Source organism: Kitasatospora griseola, assembly GCF_044999035.1.
GTDB lineage: Bacteria > Actinomycetota > Actinomycetes > Streptomycetales > Streptomycetaceae > Kitasatospora > Kitasatospora griseola.
In genome coordinates this window covers 8,270,996-8,295,351 of record NZ_CP173360.1, presented here as the reverse complement: position 1 = coordinate 8,295,351, position 24,356 = coordinate 8,270,996, and the positions used below count along the sequence as shown (strand labels likewise).

Sequence of the window (24,356 nt, the reverse complement as noted above, 5' to 3'; positions counted from 1 at the left end):
GAGCAGCAGGTCGACGCTGAAAGCGGTCCTCGGCCTTACTTCACCCTGTGGGAAGGCCGCTTTTCTGCCTCGGTCCGGCCAGGCGGTCCATTCACGTTCCGGCGGACCGCCGTGGTCACCGTCGTCGGCGCACCTGTTCGATCGCTGGGCTGTGCCGGTGTCCGCGCCGTTGCCCACTATCAGCTACCGCGGCTGCTCGGGCAGCGCGAGCAGCACCCTCAACCAGAACGCCCCCGTCATCTGGGACTCCACCTGCCAGGACCCGTTCCCGGGGTTCAGCACCGAGACGGTCACCTACACCTGGGACACCGGTGACACCACCACCGTGGAGTACCGCCAGGTGGTCGCGACCCACGAGGCCCGCGGCAACCTGATCCGCACCCGGATGAAGAGCAACGGCGTCGTCACCGCCGGAAGCGGCCTCGGCAAGACGGTCACCCGAAGCACCCTGTTCGACCCGGTCGGCAGCGGCTGCAACCGGGACACCACCGAAGTGTTCGGCGCCACCAACGACTTCAGCATCGCCTGACGAACCCGCCCGGCCCGTGCCCGCCCCGCTCCGGGGTGGGCACGAACGCGTCCGCGGAATGCCCGACCCGGGGGCCGCCCCTACCACCGGTGTCGACGCCCGCCTCCGGGGGGCCGCCCCGGAGCGTCGAGGAGGTTGCGCCGAGCGCGGGCGAGCCTGCCGAGGGTCGCGAGCGAGTCGTCCGAGCCGCCCAGGAGCGAGGGTGCGGTGCCGACGAAGCGGGCGCACACGCCGATGTGCGAGCGGTAGACCTCGTCGAGGGCCGCCTTCAGGGCCGGGTCCGCGCGCCTCCGCCCGTCCCCGGGCACGGCGGGTGTCTCACCCCAGCAGCGGAGCCGGTCGACCAGGGCTCGGTGGTCGGCCGACCAGAGCCCGCTGAAACCGGGCGCGGGGCATTGCGGCGGCGCCATCGAGGGGCGCACGGTCCTCCGGTAGTCGTCGGGGGTGAACGAAGCGGTCAGCCGCAGTGCCGCGGAGCTCGCCCGCAGGAAGGCCGCGGCGACTTCGACGCCGTCCGCCGCGCACGGTGCGGGTGCGGCGGCGGCGTGCTGCAGGCCGACGACGGCCGCCTGTGTGAGCGTCAGGAACAGGCGGTGTCCGTGGATCCACCGGGCCTGGGGGCCGGCCTCCGCCGTGAGCGCGTCCCCGGCGGGGGCGGGCAGGGGGCGGCCGAGACTGCGCATGGCCCGCTCGAAGCGCCCTGCGGCTGTCCCGTCCGTGAGCGGCAGCAGGGTGGCCAGCGTCCGTTCCAGGGCGGTGAGGAGACGGGCGGCCGGTGCCTCGCCGCAGCGGACGATCCCGAAGAAGGCGTCGTAGTTCGCCTCCTGACTGTCCGCCAGTGGCTCGTGCAGTGCACCGGTGCAGGGCGTACCACCGGGCTCGGCGCTGCGCAGGGCCTGGAGGGAGGGGGGCAGGAGGTGTGGCGGTGCGAGGCACAGGGCGGGTTGTTCCATGGCTCCGACACAACAGGAGGAACCGCTGTTCTTCGCCTACGGTCGGCCTTGTGAGTGAAGACTTCGAGTCGGCGGCCGCCCAGGCCGTGGCACGGCTGACCGCGCACTGGGCGGCGTTGGAGTCGCTGGCCCTTCCGGTGGAGCCCGCCCATGCTCCGGGCGTCACGGCGGGGGCGCTGCCCGCCTCGGCGCCGGAGCGGGGCGAGCCGCTGGAGCGGATCCTCGCCGACACCTGGTCGGTGGTCGTCCCGGGCCTGGTGCACTGGCAGCACCCCGCGTTCCTCGGCTACTACCCCACGGCGAACTCGCCCGCCTCGGTGCTGGCCGAACTGGTCACCGCGGGGCTGGGAGTGCAGGGCATGATGTGGTCGACCTCGCCGGCGGCCACCGAGCTGGAGCAGGTGGTCGTGGACTGGCTGGCCAAGGCGCTGGGCCTGCCGGAGTCCTTCCTGCACAGCGGCGGCACCGGTGGCGGGGTGATCCAGGACTCGGCGTCGTCCGCGGTCCTGGTCGCGGTCGTGGCCGCACTGCACCGCGCTTCCGGGGGCGGCTGGCGCACCGACGGTGTGGACGGCCGCTACCGGGCCTACTGCACCGGCCAGGCCAACTCCTGTGTCCCCAAGGCGGTTCGCATCGCGGGGCTCGGCGAACCGGTGGAGATCGCCACCACGGCGGGCACCGGCGCGATGGACCCCCACGCGTTGGCGGCCCGCCTGGATGCGGACCGCCGCGCGGGCCTCGTTCCGACCGTGGTCGTCGCCACCTCGGGGACGACGGCCACCTGCGCGTTCGATCCCCTGCCCGCCGTCGCGGACGTCTGCCGCCGGTACGGCGTGTGGCTGCACGTCGACGGCGCCTACGCCGGCTCCGCCGCCTTGTGCCCCGAGTACCGTGCGCTCAACGACGGTCTGGAGGCTGCCGACTCCTACGCCGTCAACGCGCACAAGTGGATGCGCACCGGGACTCCCTGCGACGTCCTGTGGACATCGGACCGGGCGTCGCTGACCGAGGCGATGGCGATCCGTCCGGCCTTCCTGCGCAACCCCGCCACGGAGTCCGGTGCCGTGGTGGACTTCCGGGACTGGCAGATCCCGTTGGGACGCCCGATGCGCGCGTTGAAGCTCTGGTACGTGATGCGCGCCTACGGCCTCGAAGGCCTGCGGGCCGCCATCCGCCACGACGTGGGCCTGGCCGACCGTCTGGCCCGCGCGATCGACCGGGAACCCGGATTCCAGCTGGTGTCGCACGAGTTGGCTCTGGTGGCTTTCCGGTACGGCACCGACGAGCAGACCCGCGCCCTGGCCGACCGACTCGCCGCCGATATCGGCCTGGTGTGCACCCCCGCCGAGGTGGAAGGGCGCCCCCTGCTGCGGGCCGTGTTCGGATCGCCCTACGCGACCGAAGCGACGGTCGACCAGGTGTGGGCCGCCATCCGCCAGCACGCCCGGGCTTGCTGACGGCACGAAGGTGGGAAGGCCTGCCCGCACCTGTCGTTTCCGTGCGGGTCGCCCGGGCGACCCGCACGGAAACGGCGGAAGGATCAGGGCGAGGTGAAGGTGAACTGGATGGCTCCGGTGACCTGGGTGACGCCGCTCTGGCCGGGAGCGCAGGAGCCCTGATGCACGGGGTCGCCCAGTCCGGCGGCGACGATGTGGTACCCCGGGTACCGGGTGCTGGTGGCGGTGAAGTCGTCGTGGGTAGCGGCGAAGACGATGTCGCCGTTGACGGTGCTGGTCAGCGGGTTGTTGATCTGCAGGACGCCGGTACCGCCGGTCGGGTCGTACCAGGTGAAGTCGACCTGGCCGCTGATGGTCGGCGGCGACACCGGCAGGCTGGTGCACGTGCCGTTGGCGAGGACCACGTTGTCGAACGTGCCGAGGGCCACGGGGTCCGCGAGGGTTCCGGTGTGCGAGGTCGCGGAGATGGTGGCCCCGGTGTCCACGTCGATGAGGCTCTCCGTGCAGCTGAGGAGCTTAATGGTTCCGGTGATCGCGCTGTCATGGACGGCGCTGGTGATGGCAGGGCTGTAGTTCTCCTCGGCCTGGGCCGTGCAGACGACCTCCGTCCTCGTGAGGTCCGCCGCGGCGGCCGGCGCGACGGCGGAGATTCCGGTGCAGGCGGCGACCAGCGAGGCCAGCCCGAGCGGAATCCCCGCGATACGAACTGATCCGTTCATGTGCTTCTCCTATCGTCTGATTGTCACTTTCAGTGACTGAGCGTCACTTTAGGTCTCGGTTCCCGGTTGCGCCCTTCACCGCATCGCGGCGGTGCCCACCGCAACGGCGACACCGCCGCGCGCCCGACCGGCCGGCACCGTCACCGCGCCCGTTCCGCCCCTCCGCCATTCGGCCCTCACAGCCCTGCGCCTCGGCGAGGATCGGCCTTCGATGGACATCGGATCCGCGCCACCGGCGCGAAAACCCGAGGAAGGAACCCGCCATGCACCGTGTCTTGACGGGCGCCGCGTGCTGCGCGGCCGCCGCGCTCGCGCTCGCCACCACCACCGCCTCCGCGCCGGCGTCCGCCGTCACCTACAGCTGCGGGGGTCTCTACACCGACTACGTCGGAGCACTGGTCCTGGACACGCCGTTCGTCGGCTCGGCCGTGCTGGACGGGGTCTCCAGGGCCATGACCGTCGCCCCGGTCAAGGTGAACGACAACATGCTCAGCGTGGAGATCGTGACGGCCGGACAGAGCCGTCAGACCACCGCCGACTTCGAGGTGCGGACCGACACGACAGGGCGGGGGCAGATCTTCTTCAGCTCCTACTCCGGGGAGGGCGTCAGCACCAACCTGATCTGCGCGAGCGGAACCCGGGTCACCTCCATCACCGGCATGGTCGCCACCCAGGACGGGCCGGCCGAGTTCACCGTCACCCGCACCTGACACCGCCCCGGAACGGAGCCCCCATGCCACTGAAGAGCGCCCTCCTCGTCACGGCCCTCGCCGGCCCCGTCCTCGCGACCGTGACCGCCTTCGCGCCCCACCAGGACCCTCCCCCCTCACCCCACCGGGCCGCCGCCGCGAGCGGCAACGCCCGCTACGACGCGCTCTCGACCGAACCCGGCGACCGCGATGCCGACGCGCACGTCAAGTGCCTCCTCGACCAAGGCCCCTGCAGCCCCTCCGCCACCGACCTGAAGCAAGGCATCCCGGAAGCCCTGGACGGACCGTGCCGCGACTGCGCCGCAGAACAGGCCAAGGGCGCCACCACGGTCATCACCCACCTGACGCACAACCGCCCCGGCACCTGGCAGGACCTCCAGGGCAAGTACGACCCCGACCGCACCTTCCAGGACAAGTACGCCGCGGAGAACGGCTTCGCCGAGGGCGGCTGACACGCCACGGCAACTGTCCGCGCCGCAACGGAACCGGCGTTGGCGCGGCGAAGCCGGGACCGTTCGTGAGGTGCGGCGGCAGGCGCTGGGCGTTCCGGCTCAGTTGAGCTACTGTCCAATCATTGATTGAAAGTCGATTGGGCGAGGCACTTCGACCGCCATCGCCCGGTCCGATCCGCACCACCTCGAAAGGCCCGCGCCATGGGTATCTACGCAGTCACCGGTTCCGCCTCCGGCATGGGCGCCGCCAGCGCCGCCGTGATCCGAGAGGCGGGGCACACCGTCATCGGCGTCGACCTGCGCGACGCGGACGTCCTGGCCGATCTCGGCACGGCGGAAGGCCGGGCGGCGGCCGTGGCCGAGATCACCGCGGCCAGCTGCGGAACGCTGGACGGCGTCGCCGCGGTCGCGGGCGTGGGGCCGGCGATGAAGGACGCGGGGGCGGTCGCCTCGATCAACTACTTCGGCCCGACGGCCCTGCTGGAGGGCCTGCGGCCGGTGCTGGCGCGGGCCCGGGCACCGCGAGCGGTGGTGATCGGCTCCAACTCGTCCAGCACCGTACCGATGATCGACCCGACGCTCGTCGACCTGCTACTGGCGGGCGACGAGGAGACGGCGCGCGAGCACGCCCGGATCGCACAGCAGGGCGTGCCGGCCGAACTGGCGGCGACCTCGCCGAGCATCTCGGCGTACGCGACGTCGAAGTTCGCGCTGGCCCGATGGGTGCGGCGGACCGCGGTGCGACCGGAGTGGGCGCGCGAGGGCGTGCTGCTGAACGTGATCGCACCGGGCGCGGTGGTGACGCCGCTGATGCTGGGCTCCACCGGCACCGCCGACGACCTGGACGCGGACAAGTTCCCGACCCCGATGCCGCTGGGCGTCTTCGGCGCCCCGGAGGACATCGCGTTCTGGGTGCACCAGTTCCTGCGCCCGGAGGCCCGGTTCACCACCGGCGCGACGCTGTACGTCGACGGCGGCACGGACGCGGCAATGCGCCCCGACGGCCAGCCGACGGCCCTGACGCTCTGACCGGCCCCATCCGGACTTCCCCCACCGCCCTCCCGAACCGGAGCCCGCATGTCCACCACCCCCGAGGTGTTCGCCCCCGCGAAGCTCGGCCCGCTGACCCTGCGCAACCGGGTGATCAAGGCCGCCACCTTCGAAGGAATGACCAAGAACGCCCTGGTGAGCGACGAACTGATCGCCTTTCACCGATCCCACGCCGCCGGCGGCGTCGGAATGACCACCGTCGCGTACTGCGCGGTCGCCCCCGAAGGCCGCACCGAGCGGGACCAGATCTGGATGCGCCCCGAGGCGCTGCCCGGCCTGCGACGGCTCACCGACGCGGTGCACGCCGAGGGCGCGGCCGTCAGCGCGCAGATCGGGCACGCCGGCCCGGTCGCCAACAGCCGGTCCAACCGGCGGCCCGCGCTGGCCCCGAGCCTGTCGGTCAACCCGCAGGCCCGGGGCCTGACCCGAGCCGCGTCGGCCGCGGACATCGCACGGATCACCACCGCGCACGCGGACGCCGCGAAGTACGCGATCGAGTCCGGCTTCGATGCAGTGGAGATCCACCTCGGCCACAACTACTTCGCGAGCTCGTTCCTCAGCCCGCGGATCAACAAGCGCAAGGACGGCTTCGGCGGCCCGCTCGCCAACCGCGCCAAGGTCGCCCGGAACGTCTGCCGGGCGGTCCGCGACGCGGTCGGCGACCGGATCGCGGTGACCGCGAAGTTCAACATGGACGACGGCGTCCCGGGCGGCTTCTGGCTCGACGAGAGCCTGCAAGTGGCGTCCTGGCTGGAGGCCGACGGCACCGTCGACGCGCTCGAACTGACCGCAGGCAGTTCGCTGCTCAACCCGATGTACCTGTTCCGCGGCGACGCCCCGCTGCGCGAGTTCGCCGCGGCGATGCCGCAGCCGATGCGCCTCGGCATCCAACTGGCCGGCAAGCACTTCCTGCACAGCTACCCCTACGAGGAGGCCTATCTCCTGGACAGCGCCCGCCAGTTCCGGGCGGCGCTCGACCTGCCGCTGATCCTGCTCGGCGGCATCAGCACCCGGGACACCATGGACCGGGCGATGGACGAAGGCTTCGAATTCGTCGCGATGGCCCGCGCACTGCTGCGCGAACCCGACCTGCTGACGCGCATGCAGGCCGACCGCGACACCCCGTCGCTGTGCATCCACTGCAACAAGTGCATGCCGACCATCTTCAGCGGCACCCACTGCGTCCTGGTCCCCGCGTCCTGACGCGATGCCGACGGCCGCGCGCCCAGCCCCCGGCAGACGCGCGGCCGTCTGCTGCCTCGCTTGATCCGACGCCGAGGTCACCGCGTCGACCGGGACGCCGGTCAACCGGCCGGCCGGTCTCCCGGAGGTCGTGCCCGATGCGGCTCCGCACCGCGGGGCGGCCCGTTGTCATGGCTGGTCCGCAGATGAGCGCGTTCGCCTTGGCCGCCGAACATGGAGAGGGCTTCCACGGCCCGGCCGTCGGCCGTGCCGAACCAGTGAGGGGTGCGGGTGTCGAACTCGGCCGCCTCGCCGGGCGCCAGGACGAAGTCACGGTCGCCCAGGACCAGACGCAGCCGGCCCTCGATGACGTACAGCCACTCGAAGCCCTCGTGGGTGCGCGGCGCAGGGGCGCGCGAGGCAGGGGCGATGAGCATCTTGAAGACCTGGATGCCTCCGCCCGGCCGGCGGCGGGTGAGCGGGACGACGGTCATCCCCTCGACGGCCTGCGGGCGCAGGTGGACCCGTGGGTCGCCCGTGGGCGGGGCTCCGACGAGGTCGTCCAGAGCGACATCGAACGCCTGGGCCAGGGACAGCAGCATCTCCAGGGTGGGGCGCCGCTTGCCGGACTCCAGTCGGGAGAGGGTGCTGGGAGAGATCCCCGTCGCCTCGGCGACGGCGGTCAGTGTCGTGCCTCGCCGTCGACGCAGTTCACGCAGCCGGGGCCCCACGGTGTCCAGGGGGCGATCGGCGCTGCCGTCCATGATTCCCACTTTGACAGAAGAGCAAAGGACTTTGCCCGCCGGGCCCGGTCGGCTGCATCGTCGCAGGCACAGGCACCCGGAAGCCCACCTGGGCTCCCCTGGTCTCCGAGGAGCAGTCGTGAACCCCCCTTCCGTGCACCGCCGGGCCCTCATCACCTGGTTGGCGATCTACCCCGGCATCACCCTGCTGTCGGTCCTGCTCGGGCCGGTGCTCGCGCCGCTGCCCGTCTACCTGCGGACCCTGGTCCTGACGGCGATCCTCGTCCCCGCCGCCGTCTACGGGCTGGTACCCGCACTGCTGAAGGCCAACGCCGCGCTCACCGGACGCCGCAGCGCCGACCGGTACGCCGCCCAGCCAGCTGCCGGCCTGGCTGCCTCGGCCACCGGCCGGCCCAGCCCATCCCCGTAAGTAGTGGGACGGGCCGGCCGGCGGGCAGTTGTCAGCCGTTGCGCGGGAGGTCGACCTTGAACCCGTCGGACCAGCTGCCGTCGATGCGGCGCTCCCGGCCCCAGGTCGTCACCCGAGGGTGTTCTTGTAGATGCGGCCGTCCTTGATGATCACGGCGAGGTTCTTGTCCGGGTTGCCGAGCACGGTGAGGTCCTGGGTGGGGTCGCCTTCGACGAGGAGGACGTCGGCCCAGGCGCCCTCGGTGATCCGGCCGAGGGGGGCCGCCTTGTAGGGGTCGCGCTCGCCGGCGAGCCGGAAGAGTTCGGCGTTGCCGGAGGTGGCGATCCTCAGCGCTTCGACGGGCTTGAAGTCGAAGTGGGTGGACAGCCGGGTGAGCATCTCGTTCTGCAGTCCGGCCTTCTCCGGTTCGAGCATCAGGTCGGTGCCGAAGGCGATGTTCGCGCCCTGCTCCCGCGCCCACGTGAAGGAGTTCGCGACGCCCTCGCAGACCTGCTTGTTCTTCTCGGTGCTCTCCGGGTTGGGGTACTCGTGGTCGTTTTCGAGGAAGGGCTGGGTGCTCAGCCACACCCCGCTGTCGGCCATCAGCTTGACGGTCTCGGCGCCGGCGACCAGGTGGCCGTGCTCGATCGACTTGATCCCGGCGGCGATCGCGCGGCGGACGCCTTCGTCGTTGTAGACGTGCGCGGCCACGTAGGTGCCCCAGTCCGTGGCGGCCTCGACCGCGGCCTTGAGTTCGTCCGGCGTGTACTGCAGCACGTCCAGCGGGTCGTAGGCGGAGGCGACCCCGCCGCCCGCCATGACCTTGATCTGGGAGGCACCCTTCTTCAGCTGCTCGCGTGCGGCCGCGAGCACCTGGTCGCGGCCGTCGGCGACGCGCAGGAACCCGATCTGCTCGGCGCGGGCGTGCACGCCGCAGGAGAAGGTGCTCGCGTTCTCGTAGACGTCGGAGAAGTCGCCGTGCCCGGAGGTCTGCGAGATCGCGGCCTGGCTGGGGTAGATGCGCGGGCCGGGGAACGTCCCCGCGTCCAGGACCTGCCGCAGCGAGGCGACGTCGCCGGCCATGTCCCGGACGGTGGTGAAGCCGCGCATGAGCATCCGCTCGGCCGCGGCGAGCGCGGTGTAGTAGCCCGTGATGGCGCTCTTTGAATTTAGCTCTGACCGGAGTTCCGTGAAAGACCAGGTCATCGGCGTGAATGCAGGATCGTTTCGCTGCGGGATGACCTTCACGTGGCTCTCGATTCGATCGAAGACGTGCTGTTCCCCGGAGTCGATGTTGAACTGGAGCGGGTGACCGCCGGATTGGACCTGGTGCTGGTCGAGGTCGCCGCGTGCGGTCCGGCCGTCCGCTGCCCGGACTGCGGGATCCGGGGGCGGCGGGTCCACTCCACGTACTGGCGCACGGTGGCCGAACGCCCTCTGGCAGGAAGGAAGTTGCTGATACGGCTGCGCGTGCGCAGGTACTTCTGCGACCGCCTCCGGTGCAGGCGGAGAACGTTCGTCGAGCAGGTCCGGGGACTGAGCGAGCGTCACCTGCGCTCCAGCACCGGACTGAAGGAGTGGCTGCGGGCCGTCGCCGTTGAACTCGGAGGCCGCGCCGGCGAGCGGCTGTGTCGCAAGCTCAGCGTCGCGGCCGGCCGCACCCGGCTGCTCGGACTGCTGTCGGCCCCCGAAGTGCCGGAGCGGGCGCCGCGGGTGCTCGGCGTCGACGAGTTCGCCTTCCGCCGGGGCCGCACCTACGGCACCCTGCTGGTCGACGTCGAGACGGGCCGCGTCGTCGACGTCCTGCCCGACCGGACCTCGGAGACCTTCGCCGCTTGGCTGCGCGAGCACCCCGGCGCCGAGATCTTCTGCCGCGACCGCGCCAGCGCCTACAGCCGGGCGATCAAAGAGGCCGCGCCCGGCGCGGTCGAGGTCGCCGACAGGTGGCACCTGCTGCAGAACCTGTCCGCCGCGGTCGAGAAGACCTGCCACCAGCACCGCTCCTGCCTGCGCAAACACGCCGAACAGGAGGCGCCTCCGGAGCCACCGGCGATCGACCTGCCGGTCCTGCAACTGCCCCGCACCCCGATCGTCGAGCGCACCCGCGACCGCCACGCGGACGTCCACCGCCTGCTGGACCAGAAGTGGACGATCAGCGCGATCGCCCGCCACCTGGGGCTCGACCGCAAGACCGTCCGCCGCTTCAAGACCACCCCGCTGGACGAACTCCTCGTCTCAGCAAGGGAGTTCGGTGCGAGCAAGCAGGGGCTGCTCGACCCGTTCAAGCCCTACCTGAACAGCCGGTTCACCGCCGGGTGCACCACCGCCCAGCAACTGTTCCGCGAGATCACCGAACGCGGCTACCGCGGCAGCGTCCTGGCCGTGCGCCGCTACGTCGCCTCCCTGCGCGAGGGCACCGCCGAACCCGTCCGCGCCGACATCCCCAGCCCGCGCCGGATCACCTCCTGGATCATGCGGCCGACCGGCACCCTCACCGAGCGCGAGCAGGACAGGCTGCTGGACGTCAGGATCGCCTGCCCGGACATCGCCAGGGCCTACGACCTGGCCCGATGCTTCCACGACCTGATGACCAACCGCTTCGGCGCCCTCCTGCCGGACTGGATCGACCAGGCCGAGCAGGACGCCCCCGCGCCGGTGCGCTCGTTCGCCGGCTTCCTCCGCCAGGACCTCGCCGCCGTCACCGCCGGCCTCACCCTCGAATGGAGTTCCGGCAAGGTCGAAGGCAACGTGAACCGGGTCAAAACACTCAAAAGAGCCATGTACGGCCGGGCCTCCTTCCGACTCCTCCGGACCCGGATCCTCACCCGACCATGAGCTTCACGGAACTCCGGTCAGAGCCAAATTCAAAGAGCGCCATCATCACCGCACTCGCAACACCCACCGGCCACGAGGCTGGCCAGCTTCGCCCGGTGCTGGAGTTGGCCAGCTGGTTCCGCGACCCGGTAGGGGAATCTTCAGTCTCGGACAGCAAGGCCTGGACCGGCCTGTCGATCCACCAGGAGATCACGGCGCTGCTGTCGCTGATCCTCGGAATCAGGCTGCGCGGCGATGACCCGATAATTCGTCGCCGCCTCCCCGACGGGTGCATCAACACCTACAAGGTGGCCGGGCGGATCGCGCCGAACGCACCTGCCTCACCCTGGGCATCGCCGGTCCTCCCAGGGCTGGCTGACGCCCAAGCCGACTTCGCGCCGGTACGCGGATACCTGGAGTCGCTGCCCCGCCTGGAACCGCAGCAGACCGTCGACCTGGTTCGGGCCGCCCGGCAGTACGCCGACGCCCTGTGGATGGCCGAAGGCGAGCCAGAGCTGGCCTGGTTGATGCTCGTCAGCGCGGTCGAGGTCGCCGCGGCCGCCCACCAGGCCGCAACAGTGGACTACGCCCTGCTCGTGAAGGCGAAGTTCCCCCGTTCCTCAGAGGCCCTGCTCGCCTCCGGCGGCGAGCAGCTGCTCGTCGAGGCGGCAACCACGGAGTTCGGCCACCTCATCGGCGCTACCAGCCGCTTCCTCGCCTTTACCAAGGCATTCCTCCCCGAGCCCCCGCCCGGGCGCACGGCCGATCCGGGCGCTCAACTGCCTTGGTCCTGGACGAAGATGAGTAAGGCCCTCAACACCGTGTATGGGCACCGATCCTCCCGCCTGCACGGTGGCGTCGCCTTCCCCTGGCCGCTGCTCATCCCGCCGCCCGTTGCCGACGACGGCCTGCCGGCCGAGCACTTCGCGAAGGGCCTGCACGGATCCGGGGACACGACGTGGCTGGCGGCCGACCTACCGATGACCCTGGCAATCTTCGCCCACCTGGTCCGCGGCGTGCTGCTGCGCTGGTGGACGGCGATGGCCGACGAACTCAACCCCAGATAACGACGACACCCCATGCATCACAAACAGTGACGAAACCAAGCCCACGCTCGCAAACTACTGTGCTCCAGACTCGCAAACCAGCTTGCTCTGTCGCTGCCCGGACCAACCGCTACTGCCCAGCCGTTCGCAAACTAGCGTGCTCGGTCACAAACTGGGGTATATCAACCCAACTTCGCCGGTTCGGCTACCAGCGGCTGACGAAACGGGCCAGCCGCTCACACTGGCGGCGCTCTTCGGCGAGCACCGCGGCAAGGACCCGCCGGTCGACGTACAGGTCGACCGCAGCCTCCAGCAGCCTGCTGCGAGTGCAACAGGTGCGGTGCCCGCCTGCGCGTACGGCGTGCGCCGCAACGAGACCCGGATGCTTGACCTCACCGACTTCGGCCGGAACCCCGAAGGCCGCGAGTTCGGCAAGTACGGCACCCTGACGGCGCGCTACGAACTCGTAACACGATCACGAGGGTGGATTGTTGAGGCGTCGCCAGCAGATGAGTGCGCAGGCGCGCCGAGATGCGGTGCACGAACGAAGGGCGCAGGGTCGAACACAGCTCCACTGCCCAAGCAGACGAGGATGGGGGATCTTATGTGGGCACTACCCCCGCAGCCTCCGGACAGGCCGAGCGTCGAGTGGCATCCGGTCTGGAGCGACGTCAAGGACTTCCAGCCGCTCACCTTCTGGCTACTCAAGAACCAGCCAGCCTGGCGCTCCAGATCGGTGGTCCGTATCTCCCTCTCCAGCGCGTTATGGTCCGAACGGGAGCGCGAGGTCCTGGTGCGGCCACTAAAGCAACTGAACGGATTCCCTGCCCCTCTCGGCGATGACGGTAAAGCGCGGCTGATTCTACCCATCATTGATATGCCGAAGGTAACGTCTGTCAACTTCACCATCGAAGCGGCGGGGGAAGCCGCGCACCGCCTCCCTCGCGGGGAAGTTAGCCGCATCCAGGCGAAATACTTACGAGACCTATGCCCGTCGAATCTGATCGACGACGACCTCGAAGATCTCCTCGCCGCGATCTTCCTCTTCAATCCAGCAACTCTGAAAGAGACTCTCAAGCATCACAGATATCGCCATACGCTTCTCAAGCGAATTTCTGACCCGCTAGACGACTACTACCTTCAGGAGAAACTACGCGGTCCCCGACAGCAAGTCGACGGAAACGCCTTCCTCAAGCTCAGGAATCTTTCGAAGTCGATCGGATCTTGCGCCAAGGAATACGTCCGCAGTGATCGCACCAGCTCCGCCGAGCATCCCCTACTGGTCATTCCCAACTTCATGCGGGACTATCAACTCGACCAAGACAGGGCACTCAGTACGATGAGAAAGCTCGAAGATTTCATCCGGACGGCACATAGCAGAAAGCGAGAGCCAGAAATCGAACAAGCGCTGCGTTACTACTTTGGTTGCGGGACACGATGGGAAATCATGGCAAGCTGCAGGGTCCCGATCAATGAACCCTTCGTGATCGACATCAAAGAGCGGCGCGAAATTTCATTCGGCAAAGCCGGAGACCCGACCGCACCCCCGTGGAACCGCAGATGGCTGCGCCCCACAGCCGTTACCTACCTCACCTTCCACGACGCCGCCACGAATCACGTCCACATATCTATCTCGGACAGCAGCGTCGAATTCAAACCCAGCGCCACCATCGCTGTCGCTGAACGGGAAGAGGATCGTCTCCAAACCCCCGACGCCGAACACAAGACCGACGAGCAGTACGCCCGCTACGATTCGAGGCAGAAGCGAGACGGAAGAATCTGGATCGAGTGCCGTCTACGCCAGCCATTCCTACGCCGATGGACAACCCGCGGCGTGGTCGCTGCCACTCTCGCCGCACTCTCCCTGATCGTGTACTTCGGCATTGCCACCTACGACTGCGATCACCCGATGAACGGGGGAGATGTCGTCGCCCTCCTGATCCCTGTGACCGTGGCTGCTTCCCTGCTCCTGGCCAGAGACACGACGACCTTGGCGATGCGCATCAAGCGAGTCTCTCAGTTCTCCCTCATGCTGTCCCTGGGCGCCCTCTGGGGTCTGACCGTGGTCCTCTACTTCATGGGGCATATCCACATCGACGACTCCGTTGAGTCCCTCATCACCCCCATGACCCTTTACCAGGCCAGACATGCCAAAACACCCAATCAGACATGAGCGCCCCGTCCCGAACGGCATCACCGCCGAGGCCTGGCGCCGCCAAGTGGACGCCGGCCACGACCTGGCCACCCAGCAGCGCGCCGCCCAGCTCGGCATCGGTGCGCTCGCCCTCGAGGTAGTACCGGCCTACATCGGCGACCGCCAGGCCGAGGACGCAGGCCTCGCCCGTCTCGCGAACGACATCGGCATCACCACCGAGGAGATCCTCGCCTGCCGCCGCTACGCCCTCTCCGGAGACGTCCGGGCGATGAACGGCTGGTAGAACCACAGGCCGGCGGTGCGCCGTGGCCCGCGTGCGGGTCAGGCTACGACACGCCTGGCGAGGGCCGCGGCTCGAGTGACGCAGTAACTGGGCGTTTCACCCCGGATTCCGATGGTCAGGTTCCGCGCCAGGTGGGGGTGTTTTCGCCGGTGAGTCGGCGGGTCATGAGGCTGATCATCGCGACGTGGACCATGGCTTCTGAACGGGCGGGGAGGGCTTCGTAGTCGCGGGCGAGACGGCGGTGGTTCATCAGCCAACCGAAGGTGCGTTCGACGACCCAGCGACGGGGCTGGACGACGAATCCTTTGGTGGAGGGGTCGCGGCGGACGATCTCGACGTCGATGCCGAGGGTGGCGCCGTGTTCGACGACGGCGTTCTTGTAGCCCATGCCCGTCCAGGCCTTGCGGACGGCAGGGTGCTCGGTGGCGACCGCGGTCAGCAACTGCTTGCCGGCGGTGCCGTCCTGCACGCTCGCGGCGGTGACCAGGACCATCAGCAGCAGGCCGATCGTGTCGGTGACGATGTTGCGTTTCCTGCCCACGATCTTCTTGCCGGCGTCGACGCCCTGCGAGAAGGCGGGGACGTTCGTGGAGGTCTTCACGCTCTGCGAGTCGACGATGCACGCCGTCGGCTCCGGATCGCGGCCCTCGGCGGTGCGGACCAGACGCCGCAGCAGACCGTTGAGATGCTCGAACACGCCTTCCTTCTGCCATCGGGCGAAGTAGGCGTAGGCCGTTTCCCAGGGCGGGTAGTCGTGGGGGAGGTAGCGCCAGGGGATGCCGGTGCGGTCGACGTAGAGGATCGCGTCCAGCAGGTCGCGCAGTTCGTGCTCGGGAGGCCGGCCGAACGCGAGGGCGCGCTCGGTGCGTGCCCGGCGCCAGGCGGTGAGGGTGGGCTCGACCAGGGCCCAGCGGGCGTCGGACAGGTCGCTCGGATACGGTCGACGATCCGTCATGACAACGGCATACTGCGGAATCGACGCACTTCCCAGGACTCGCGGCATCCCAGGGACAAAAGCCAGTGCGCTCGACTTCTTGGGACGAGACAGGAGGAACCGCGCAGTTCCGGCGGACATAGGTGCAACAGTGGCACTCCTGCCACCAGGACCCCAAGCGTCACCGAACACCAGCAGCCCGAGCTCCCCGAAAATCGGGATGCACCATCCCAACTACGGGTGAAACGCCCAGTAAGAGGGCGTTCGACAGGAGATTGCCCCGGCTGTCCGGCTGTGGTCGTGACAGTACGGACTCGGTTCCACGACCTCGTGTCGGCCGGGCCGTGTCCGCGCTGTTCCTCGACCGGGACGGAACGACGCAGGTGTCCCTGGGGCCTGAGGGGCGGTCAGTGGCAGCTCGTCGAGCCGATGCTGATGGAGTGGGGGCGGCCCGCGCCGAAGGATGTGAGTCGGCCGCCGCCTGTGCGAGGCGGTGAACGCGACCGCGGTCCGGATGACGCCGGCCGGGCGGCGGCCGGGTCTGCTCCCGACCGAGGGGTGAGCCGCGCGGTTTCGATCGGCGCAGGTCCGCGCGACCGGACATGACAGGACGGGAAGGGGCGCGGCGGGGCGAGAGTGCCGGAGTTCGGGGGCGGGCGGGCATGCGGCTCCGCCTCACGCGGGAAGCGGGTCACGGTCGGAGTGCGAGCGGCTTCGGCGACGAGGCGGGCGCGGTCGTGGTCGACCGGGAGGTCACGGCCGACCGGGCCCCGACTGCGGCTGACCGCCGGACCGGCCGCGACGCCGCCTTCCCGGGCGCGGTCGTTCGGCACGATCCCGGCACGCCGGCCGCGGCCGCTCGATGAGCGCCCGGAGTTCCGCCCGGACACCGTCCGGCGCCGCGGAGGACTGTCGCGCCGGCCCTGCTTTGACCAGCGCGTTCGAAAACGGCGAGGCTTCGGGCCAGTCATCCCGGCGTTCCGGCGTCCCGGCGTCCCGGCGTCCCGGCGTCCCGGGCCAGTGGCAGCCCCGTTCCCGGGCGAGCAGGTCGGGCGGCAGACCGTACGCCTGACTGCTCGGGGGTCCTACCGAACGGTTCGGAGGCTGGAACTCAAGACCCGTTGGAGTGGTCAACGGCCGGCGGCCTTTTCATCCGGGCTCGGGTCGGTGACATCTCCTCGTGTCGCATTGCCGAACCCGCTTCGAGGAGAGCCAAGATGAACGCGTTCAGGAAAGTTGCACTGGGGGCGTTGCCCGTCGCCCTCGTGGCCGGGGGCTGGGTGGCGTCGGCTGAGCCGGCGAAGAAGGAGCAGGCACTGCCGGTCGTCACGACGTACGCCAAGGTCGATGGCGACGGGAATCTCCTCCGGGCGAGCGGCGTCACGGAAGTCGAACATTCCGGCATCGGCCGCTACCTCCTGACGACGGAGAACGACGTCAACGCATGCGGCCTGATCGGCACAGTCAATTCGAACGGCTCCTCCGATCCGGGGCCCGGCAGCGCGTCCATCATGGTCACTTGGACGGATGCCATGCACATCTTCGTCCGCACGGCGACGCCGTCTTCGAGTGGGAGCCAGACCGTCGATGACGACCGCCCGTTCACTGTCATGGTCGTCTGCTGACCCTCCGGCCCCGCCAACAGCCGACCGCCGACGCCCCGGTCTTCGACCGGTCGGTCCTCACCGCCGAGCCCGACCGCCGCGGGGTGGCTCAGAATCGCCCGGCCGGTCCGCGAGCCGGCCTGAGCGCCTGCGACCCCAGGGGGCGGGCCAGGGCCGGTCCGCCACGATCCGGTCCAGGAAGCCCGATCGACCGCCCCTTCTGCCCGGCAGACCCCGGCGCGTTTTCCGGGCGTTGTTCTGCTCTGCGGCAGTGGACGTCGAGCAGACCGGCGACGAGCACCTGCGGGCACTGGTTGGAGGCCGCCGTCGAGGGCGATGGCGACGTCCTGGGAATCGTGGCGGGCGGCGCCGGCGAGCGCCCGCCGCCGGCCGGCAGCACGCGCCCCACCGCGTCCTGATCACCGTATCCGGCATCGACGCCACCGCGGACTGCGACGGGACAGGCCGGCCGGTCGCCGGGATCGGCAGCGACCCGCCGACCCGCACGGTCTTCGCCCGACCGGCGCCCCGCACAGCCGAGCCGCTCTCGCAGGCGACGGCCCCGCCGATGCGAAGCCGGTCGCCCGCCCCGTCCCGCCGGCAATCCACACGTCCACCGATAGCGGCGCCGATGCCGCTACCAACACCGACGACCAGGGCGCCCCGGCACTGCTCGCGCGCACTGCGCAGCGAGGTCCTCCGGGTCGGATGAGCTGCCCTGGTCAGAGTCCGACGGCAGGCGGTTGGGGTTGCGTGGCGCCGGGCACCGGGCGTGGCCCCTGACAAGCGATCCCGGCCTTCCGAGATCTTCGGCGTCCACAGCCCGGCACCCTAAGTCCCGGCCCCGACAAGACTCCTGACCCGACGACGGTCGAAGTTCGATGAGACGAAATCGGCCCCGTCGAACTCCGCTGAGACCGGCCGAACTTCACTGACACAGGACAGAACGCCTCACCGGGCTGGGAATGCGCTGGGCGCCTGGCTCGACAACCAGGAGGCCCGAGAGCCGAAAGTGACGTCAGGTCGGCTCGTGCAGCTCGCCGGGCGCGGCGTCGGGTGGGTGTGGACGGCCTGTCGCTCCGTCGGATGCTGCTGGCCGACCTCGCGGCGTGCGGGGTCGGCCGGCAGTGTTCTGTGGGGCTGTTGGTGGGGCGGCGGTGTGACCTGGGTGGGAGCATGCGGGTGTGAAGCGGTGCGGCACTGGTGGGCGCCGCACCTGGTTCGTGGTCCTCGTTGAATAGGGCGGTGAGCCCGTCCGGGGCGCTGTTCCGGTGGTTGTCGAGGATGACGCGGGCTCCTGGGTCGGTTGGTCTACCAGTGCTCGTGGCGGTCGCAGCGCATGTCGTACTTGTCGTGTTCGTCGTGCCGGTGGTGCTTGATCCTGGTGGGGTCGGTGGCGGTGTGGGGGGTGGTGTCGCCGCCTCCGGTGACGACCGCGACGTTGGTGACGTCGTCGTCGGCGCTGCAGGAGACATCGACCTGCAGCGTGATGGGCGGGTAGCTGCTCCCGGCGGGGAGGGCGTCGCTGCGGGTGCAGGTGAGTGTGCTCTGGTCGCAGGTCCAGCCCGTGCCGCTGATGCTGTCGGCCTTGAGCCCTGCGGGGAGGGTGTCCTGCATGGTGACTGTGGTGCCGTCGGTCGGGGCGGCCCCGGCGGCGTTGCCGACGGTGATGGTGTAGAGGCCGTCCCGTCCCTGGGTGAAGTGCCCGGTGTGGGTCTTGGTGATGGTCAAGGACGGGACGACGTAGGAGATGGTCACCTGGCCGTTGTGGTTCGCCGTCCCGATCGTCGACGGCGTGTAGCTCGTGCCGGTACCCGTGGGGGTGGCGAAGCTGCTGCCTCCACCGCCACCGCCCCCACCCGCCGAGGTGCCTCTGTTGTTGACGCCGCCGCTGCCGCCGCCCCCGCCGGCGAAGTACCCGCCCCCGCCGCCACCGCCAGTACCGATGACAGAGGCGGCGCAGCCGCCGTCGAAGGTGCCGCCGGTGCCGGCGGTGCCGACCGTGGCGCCCAGGAACCCGCTTCCCGGTCCGCCCGACAGCGCGGCACAGGGTGGAGCGGTGCCGGCGGCCCCGCCGGTGCCCCCGGTGCTGGTGCTGGTGCTGCCGCCGCCCCCGCCCTGCCCGGGTGAGGCCCCGGGGCCGGTGGCACTTCCCGCGGTACCGCCGGTGGCATCCGGCGTCGTCCCGCCGTTGCCTCCGTTGCCTCCGGTGGAGCCCGCTCCGGTGCCGCCGGAGGCGCCGCCGCCACCGGCGACCACCAGCAGGGAGCCGCCCGTGCTGACGCTGGAGGCCCCGCCCCCGCCCGGACCTTCGAACTTGAAACCGGTGAGCGGGAAACCCCCTCCCGGGGCGCCGCCGTTGAACCCGCCGGCACCTCCCGTCCCGGTACCGTTGCAGCCCTTGCCGCCGGTGCCGCCGACGTTGACGGTGAAGGTCGTCGGGGTGGTGGTTTGCGGCAGGGTGGTCACCACTCGCGCCCCTGTCCCACCGGTCCCCGTGACGGAACAGGGGGTGCCGGTGTTGTCGGCGCCGCCCGCGCCGTCCGCGGTGATCGTCACCACCGCCGCCGCCGGAACCGTCAGGGTCTGCGAAGCGCCGGTGAAGGTGAAGGTCTGCGACGGATCGGCCTCCTGTGCTCGCACCGGCACGGCCTCCGCCGGCGCGGCGGCCACCGGTGGAGCCGCGGCCGCCAACAGCGCCATGCCGGACAGCAGGGCGCCCCCCATCGACACCGCCCCCGCAGCGCGCTCTCCGCGCCGTCCGCCCGAGCCGACCGGGTCGGACGGACCGCCGGCACCGACCGGGATCGTCCCACCGGCCGTGGCCCTGTTGAACACGGCCACGGGCCACTGACGGCTGACCCGGTACCACGGCAGATCGCCCTGTCCACGCGTACGAGCACTCATTCGCGGGTTCACCTCTCCTCACAACAAAGCGCCCCGCACTCTCACGCGACAACCCGGAAGTGCGACACGACACTTGACGGCAACTCATGACAAACCCCAGCAGACACCCCGATCCGATCACTTCGAGGCAGCGAGGTTGTGATGAGAAGCCTCGTATGTCGCACCACCCCACGCGAGCCGACATCGCCCATACGCCTGCTGCGCCGGGCGCTGCTCGACGCCGGCGAGGTCGCCGTCGCAGGCACCGCTGTGCGCACCCGCGAGACCTTCGCGGTGCCACGGGTCGCGACGAGGGCTCGGGGCCGACGGCCTGGCCGGCTGGACCGTGCTGCCGCTGGACACGGTGTGCGGGGGCGAGCAGCTCGGCCGGTGGGTGCGGGCGCAGCGTGTCGGCCGGCCGGACCCGGAGGCGGACCGGCGGGACCTCCTCGTCACGATCGGGATCGGGCCGACGCCGGGCCGGTGGCCGCGGGGGCCGCCGCCGTGGCCGAGCCGAAGGTGTCAAGTGAGGGCCTCGGCGGGGAAGCGCGAGAGCGCGGCTCCACTGCGAGGAGGAACCGGGCCTTTGCCGTGCCCGGCCGGATGTTCGCCGGGCGGTTCGGCTCTTCTGGGCCTGTCGGGGGCTGTGCTCGGTGGGGTCGGTCCGGTCATGACGGCCGGTGGGGGCTTCTCGCCGGACGGCACCGGGGCGGACCTGCGCGAGAATGAGCCCGATTTGGACCAGATCCGTGCTGGTCTCGCTGCCGTGACCGGCATCGTGGCGCTCGCCGGCTTTGCCGATGAGGTGCCGCATCGTTGCTGTTCACGTTGCCGCGAGGGGCCGCACGGGCGAACCGAGGGGATCAGTATGGCGGCGATCACGGTGGAGGTGGCCGTTCCCGACGCGTTGCGGCCGGTCGTGGATGTGGCGGCATTGCCGGCGGTCCTCGGTGACGCGGGGTCGGCGTGGCTGGTGCTGTCCGAGGGCGGGCGGCTGGCGCGGTGGACGCCGACGACCGGCGAGGTGCGGGACGTGGCCCGGTATCGGGAGGAGGGGCCGGCGTCCGAGTGCGGTGGCGGCGTTCGACTGCGGCTTCATGTGTCCCGATGCGGCCGTTGGGCGGCGGTGGTTCAGGACCGCGGTCGGTACGGCACCGTCGTCGATCTCACCACCGGTTCGCCGGCGTTGGAGTTGGACGGCGGGGACTACTGCTGTGAGACCGTCCCGTTCGCGTTGGCGTTCGCCGAACACGGCGGCCGGACGGTTGCCGTCCATCGCACCGACTGGAACCGGTTGGACGTCACCGATCCCGCGTCCGGCGAGGTGCTCACGGCGCGGGACAGCCCGGAAAGGGACGAGGAGGATGCGGAGCACGACCTCGACTACTTCCACGGCGCGCTGTCACTGAGTCCCGACGGGACTCGTGTCTACGACGGTGGTTGGGTGTGGCAGCCGTGGGGGATGCCGGCGGTGTGGAGCCTGACCGCGTGGCTGCACGACAACCCGTACGAGTCCGAGGACGGGCCCAGCTATGCGGTGTATCCCGAGGTCTCGGAGTGGAACCGGCCGGTGGTGTGGATCGACGACGGGCGGATCGCGGTGCATGACCGCGACGATGCCGGCAGCGGTACCGTCCACGTCCTCGACCCCACCTCGACCGAACTGCGCTCGCCGGGCGTCCGATGGATCAAGGCGGTCGCGACGTTCCCCTGGCCGGTCGGCGATTTCGGCTTCTTCACCGACGGGGAGCACCTGCTGATCGCCGACGAGGCCGGTCTGCAGGGCGTCGACATCACCAGCGGACGGCAGGTGTTCGCGATCGACGGGTTCCGCCCGACACGTCAGGACCGGCATACCGGAACGCTGATCCAGGTCGGCAGCGCCAGTGCCCGGTTGTGGACGCCGCCGAAGTGGACTGCGCGCGCCGGCTGAGCTGCCATGTCCCGCGCGGTGCCGAGCGGGAGAACGTTCGGGATCCCTCCGTCGGGGGAAGGCCGGCGACCCCCCGCCTGCCCGCCCTCGCCCGCGAGTACCCCCTCGCCCCCGCCCGGCCCGTCCGGGTGGGAGGTCGAGGCGCCGGGGCCCGCCGCACCCCGGCACCCGGTGCTCGCTGCCGTCGAACCGCATGTCGACGGCGCCGTCCTGCCGACCCCGGCGGGAGCCCTGCGCCTGGCAGATTCCGTTCGCGATTCAGCGACAGGTTCGTACGTGGTGGCCCGTCGTCACGCCCAGTCCTCCGGTTCCCAGGCGAAGAGCAGGTCGAGCAGCTCCGGGTCCCCGTCGAGTTGCAGGGAGTCCGCCGAAATGCGGTCGTACCGCCAGAGGACCAGATCACTGGCCGTGCCGCGGATGGAGAGGCCTGCCGCTTCCGGGGCCTCGCCGACGGCGGGCAGCCGGGTGGTCCGTGCGCCGTCCCCGTCGACCGTGAGGCGCCAGGAGCGGCCCTCGGTGGCGTGAAAGTCGAAGGCGGTGGGCTTGTGCGGCCAGGCACTCCTCGTGAAGCTGGCGATGAACAGGCTCTCCTCGACACCGTCGAGCGCCACCTCGACCGGCAGTGGGGCCGGGTCGCCCACGGCGAGCTGGGCATCGTAGGTGTGCACCGCGATCTCCTGGACCTGGTGCCGGGCGACGCCGCCGGCGGTGTGCGGCGTCTGCGTGACACCCCAGCCGGTGAAGCAGCCCTGGTCCGGACCGGCCTCCCGCAGGGCCGCCAGCAACAGCTCGGTCGAGGCGGCCAGCCAGGCCAGCACGTCCTCGCGCTCCTGCGGCGCGACCGCGTCACCCTGGGCGGGGGTCCTGGAGGTGGCGTCCGGCCCGGCGGCGACGGTGGCGGCCCAGCGACGGCGGGCCTCGCCGATGTGCTGCACCAGGTCGAACAGCGTCCACCCGGGGCAGGTCGGCACGGGCAGGTCGAGGCTGGGCGCGACGGCGATCGCGGCGCGGAAGGCGGTTGCGCGTTCGTCGATCAGCCGCAGCAGATCGGGAAACTCCGGAGTCTTGTGCACGGCGGTACTTCTACCACCGTGATCCCTTCGCCCGACAGCGGTTTTCCCGGCCGATGCGGCGGGGAACTCCGGCCCGGGCGAGCCCGCGAACGGGCTGCGGACACCGGCTGCACCCGGGCGGCGACGGCCCACGAGCTCGGAGGGCCGAGGAGACGTGCTGGCACCTGAAGCGCATGGGTCGCGACCGTGCTGCCCCTGGTCCTGCTCCTGCCCCTGGTCCTGCTCCTGCTCCTGCTCCTGCTCCTGCTCCTGGCGAGGGCCCGTGTGCGTGCGGCCGAGGAACAGGTCGCTCTGCTGATGCGGCAGCTCGACGCCGCGGAGGCCACCCGCCGAAAGGCCGGCGGTCGGCGGTCGCCGCCCGGCAGCTGCTCGGCGCGGCTGGTGCCGTCCGGGCGCAGGGCGGGGCGGCCGTGGCGCGACCGGCGTTCGGCCGTGGCGATCGGCCTCGCGGGCGCGCCGCTGACCGTGCCGGTGGACCAGGACGCGACGGGCGGCCGCACCCTCGTGGTGTGGTGGGCGGCCGGCCTGGACCGAACGGCAGGCAGGCGGACCTGTTCGACCTCCGGCTTCGGTCCACCCACCCGATCGCGACCCGGTAGGGGGCGCTGTCGAGGGCCCGGCCGGCCCGCGATCCCGTGGTGGCTCGCAGCTGTCAGTTGGCCGGCAGGACTTCCAGGCCGAGCGCTTTCAGTTGCTCGACGACCGCGTCGTGGGGGTCGGCGTCGGTGATCAGGCCGCTGGTCTTCTCCCAGGGCAGCACCCGGAACCGCGAGGCCGTACCGATCTTCTCGGAGGAGGCGAGGATGTAGGTGTCCGCGGCCCGCGCGGCCAGGGCGCGTTTCATCGCCGCCTCTTCGGCGTCGCCGGTGGTCAGCCCCGCCTCCGGGTGCACGCCGGTGACGCCGAGCAGGCAGAGGTCGGCGGAGACGTTCTGCGCGGCCTCGACCGCGGCCGCGCCGCACGCGACCGCCGAGTGCTTGAAGATCCGGCCGCCGAGCAGGAAGAGTTCCGCCTGCGGATGGTCGAGCAGGGCTGCGGCGATCGTCGGACTGTGGGTGATCACGGTGCAGGTCAGATCCCGCGGGAGCGCGTGGGCGACGGCGAGGGCGGTGGTGCCGCCGTCGAGGATCACCGTGCCGCCCGGCCGCACCAGGGCGGCGGCCGCCGAGGCGACCTTCCGCTTGCCGTCCTGGGCCACGCTCTGCCGGGCGGCGTAGTCCACCACCGCGGGTGAGACGGGAAGCGCGCCGCCGTAGACCCGCTGGCACAGTCCCTCGGCGGCGAGATCGCGCAGGTCGCGCCGCACGCTGTCCTCGGAGATCCCCAGGTCCGCGGCGACGTCCTTGGCCACGACCTTGCCCTCGCGGGCCAGCAGACCGAGCAGGTGGTCGCGCCGTTCAGCAGCCAGCATCCGTAATCTCTCC

The 24,356-nt window shown here is 70.8% G+C and carries 21 protein-coding genes; 13 read left to right on the top strand and 8 right to left on the bottom strand.

All coding sequences use genetic code 11. The features are described 5' to 3' along the window. Nucleotides 1-169: 169 nt before the first annotated feature. Nucleotides 170-529 carry a hypothetical protein gene (locus ACI1MP_RS36985; protein ID WP_404870717.1) on the top strand — a complete coding sequence of 120 codons (360 nt, stop codon included), beginning with the start codon at nt 170-172 and terminating at the stop codon, nt 527-529. Nucleotides 530-609: 80 nt separating this feature from the next. Here ACI1MP_RS36985 and ACI1MP_RS36980 read toward each other — a convergent pair whose 3' ends face one another. Further along, the gene (locus ACI1MP_RS36980; protein ID WP_404870716.1) at nt 610-1,482 is read right to left on the bottom strand and encodes a hypothetical protein; all 873 of its coding nucleotides are present in this window, start codon (nt 1,480-1,482) and stop codon (nt 610-612) included. Nucleotides 1,483-1,532: 50 nt separating this feature from the next. Here ACI1MP_RS36980 and ACI1MP_RS36975 point away from each other — a divergent pair, with 50 nt between their 5' ends. Continuing rightward, a complete protein-coding gene (locus tag ACI1MP_RS36975; RefSeq protein WP_404870715.1) occupies nt 1,533-2,939 on the top strand; it encodes a pyridoxal phosphate-dependent decarboxylase family protein in 1,407 nt (468 codons plus the stop codon). An 83-nt stretch (nt 2,940-3,022) separates the two neighbouring features. On the opposite strand, the gene ACI1MP_RS36970 is transcribed toward ACI1MP_RS36975, so the two are convergent. Then, entirely contained in the window at nt 3,023-3,658 is a 636-nt protein-coding gene (locus ACI1MP_RS36970) for a hypothetical protein (RefSeq protein WP_404870714.1), read from the bottom strand. A 263-nt stretch (nt 3,659-3,921) separates the two neighbouring features. Here ACI1MP_RS36970 and ACI1MP_RS36965 point away from each other — a divergent pair, with 263 nt between their 5' ends. The 4 genes from ACI1MP_RS36965 to ACI1MP_RS36950 all read left to right on the top strand — a co-directional run bounded on the left by ACI1MP_RS36965 (nt 3,922) and on the right by ACI1MP_RS36950 (nt 7,073). Beyond that, nucleotides 3,922-4,368 carry a hypothetical protein gene (locus ACI1MP_RS36965; protein ID WP_404870713.1) on the top strand — a complete coding sequence of 149 codons (447 nt, stop codon included), beginning with the start codon at nt 3,922-3,924 and terminating at the stop codon, nt 4,366-4,368. A 23-nt stretch (nt 4,369-4,391) separates the two neighbouring features. Continuing rightward, nucleotides 4,392-4,820 (top strand): hypothetical protein, encoded by a 429-nt coding sequence (locus tag ACI1MP_RS36960; protein WP_404870712.1) that lies wholly within the window; start codon nt 4,392-4,394, stop codon nt 4,818-4,820. A gap of 201 nt (nt 4,821-5,021) precedes the next feature. After that, on the top strand, nt 5,022-5,849 hold the full coding sequence (locus ACI1MP_RS36955; protein WP_404870711.1) for an SDR family oxidoreductase: 828 nt from the start codon (nt 5,022-5,024) through the stop codon (nt 5,847-5,849). A 48-nt stretch (nt 5,850-5,897) separates the two neighbouring features. Further along, nucleotides 5,898-7,073: an NADH:flavin oxidoreductase gene (locus ACI1MP_RS36950; protein WP_404870710.1), complete on the top strand. Its 1,176-nt coding sequence runs from the start codon at nt 5,898-5,900 to the stop codon at nt 7,071-7,073. Nucleotides 7,074-7,174: 101 nt separating this feature from the next. Here ACI1MP_RS36950 and ACI1MP_RS36945 read toward each other — a convergent pair whose 3' ends face one another. Further along, nucleotides 7,175-7,816: a helix-turn-helix domain-containing protein gene (locus ACI1MP_RS36945; RefSeq protein ID WP_404870709.1), complete on the bottom strand. Its 642-nt coding sequence runs from the start codon at nt 7,814-7,816 to the stop codon at nt 7,175-7,177. 118 nt (nt 7,817-7,934) lie between these two features. Between ACI1MP_RS36945 and ACI1MP_RS36940 the strand changes: the two genes are divergently transcribed. Continuing rightward, nucleotides 7,935-8,225 carry a hypothetical protein gene (locus tag ACI1MP_RS36940; protein WP_404870708.1) on the top strand — a complete coding sequence of 97 codons (291 nt, stop codon included), beginning with the start codon at nt 7,935-7,937 and terminating at the stop codon, nt 8,223-8,225. Between the two features lie 108 nt (nt 8,226-8,333). Here the strand turns inward: ACI1MP_RS36940 and ACI1MP_RS36935 are convergent, their stop codons facing one another. After that, nucleotides 8,334-9,410, bottom strand: a complete 1,077-nt coding sequence (locus ACI1MP_RS36935) for an amidohydrolase family protein (RefSeq protein WP_404870707.1) — start codon at nt 9,408-9,410, stop codon at nt 8,334-8,336. A gap of 102 nt (nt 9,411-9,512) precedes the next feature. Here ACI1MP_RS36935 and ACI1MP_RS36930 point away from each other — a divergent pair, with 102 nt between their 5' ends. The 4 genes from ACI1MP_RS36930 to ACI1MP_RS36915 all read left to right on the top strand — a co-directional run bounded on the left by ACI1MP_RS36930 (nt 9,513) and on the right by ACI1MP_RS36915 (nt 14,502). Beyond that, on the top strand, nt 9,513-11,039 hold the full coding sequence (locus ACI1MP_RS36930) for an ISL3 family transposase (RefSeq protein ID WP_404870706.1): 1,527 nt from the start codon (nt 9,513-9,515) through the stop codon (nt 11,037-11,039). Then, nucleotides 11,036-12,085 (top strand): hypothetical protein, encoded by a 1,050-nt coding sequence (locus tag ACI1MP_RS36925; protein WP_404870705.1) that lies wholly within the window; start codon nt 11,036-11,038, stop codon nt 12,083-12,085. The genes ACI1MP_RS36930 and ACI1MP_RS36925 overlap by 4 nt, the downstream gene beginning before the upstream one ends. A 136-nt stretch (nt 12,086-12,221) precedes the next feature. Continuing rightward, nucleotides 12,222-14,237, top strand: a complete 2,016-nt coding sequence (locus ACI1MP_RS36920; protein WP_404870704.1) for a hypothetical protein — start codon at nt 12,222-12,224, stop codon at nt 14,235-14,237. Continuing rightward, complete coding sequence (locus ACI1MP_RS36915; RefSeq protein WP_404870703.1) at nt 14,212-14,502, top strand: hypothetical protein; 291 nt, start codon at nt 14,212-14,214, stop codon at nt 14,500-14,502. Before ACI1MP_RS36920 ends, ACI1MP_RS36915 begins: the two co-directional genes overlap by 26 nt. A gap of 115 nt (nt 14,503-14,617) precedes the next feature. On the opposite strand, the gene ACI1MP_RS36910 is transcribed toward ACI1MP_RS36915, so the two are convergent. Beyond that, a complete protein-coding gene (locus ACI1MP_RS36910) occupies nt 14,618-15,457 on the bottom strand; it encodes an IS5 family transposase (protein WP_404870702.1) in 840 nt (279 codons plus the stop codon). Between the two features lie 1,196 nt (nt 15,458-16,653). On the opposite strand from ACI1MP_RS36910, the gene ACI1MP_RS36905 reads away from it, so the two are divergent. After that, nucleotides 16,654-17,061 (top strand): hypothetical protein, encoded by a 408-nt coding sequence (locus ACI1MP_RS36905; protein ID WP_380337804.1) that lies wholly within the window; start codon nt 16,654-16,656, stop codon nt 17,059-17,061. A 1,290-nt stretch (nt 17,062-18,351) separates the two neighbouring features. On the opposite strand, the gene ACI1MP_RS36900 is transcribed toward ACI1MP_RS36905, so the two are convergent. Beyond that, a complete protein-coding gene (locus ACI1MP_RS36900) occupies nt 18,352-19,767 on the bottom strand; it encodes a hypothetical protein (protein WP_404870701.1) in 1,416 nt (471 codons plus the stop codon). An 829-nt stretch (nt 19,768-20,596) separates the two neighbouring features. Between ACI1MP_RS36900 and ACI1MP_RS36895 the strand changes: the two genes are divergently transcribed. Beyond that, on the top strand, nt 20,597-21,859 hold the full coding sequence (locus tag ACI1MP_RS36895) for a hypothetical protein (RefSeq protein ID WP_404870700.1): 1,263 nt from the start codon (nt 20,597-20,599) through the stop codon (nt 21,857-21,859). Nucleotides 21,860-22,149: 290 nt separating this feature from the next. Here the strand turns inward: ACI1MP_RS36895 and ACI1MP_RS36890 are convergent, their stop codons facing one another. Further along, nucleotides 22,150-22,932 carry a maleylpyruvate isomerase family mycothiol-dependent enzyme gene (locus ACI1MP_RS36890; RefSeq protein ID WP_404870699.1) on the bottom strand — a complete coding sequence of 261 codons (783 nt, stop codon included), beginning with the start codon at nt 22,930-22,932 and terminating at the stop codon, nt 22,150-22,152. A gap of 652 nt (nt 22,933-23,584) precedes the next feature. Further along, nucleotides 23,585-24,343: a DeoR/GlpR family DNA-binding transcription regulator gene (locus tag ACI1MP_RS36885; protein WP_404870698.1), complete on the bottom strand. Its 759-nt coding sequence runs from the start codon at nt 24,341-24,343 to the stop codon at nt 23,585-23,587. Nucleotides 24,344-24,356 lie beyond the last annotated feature (13 nt).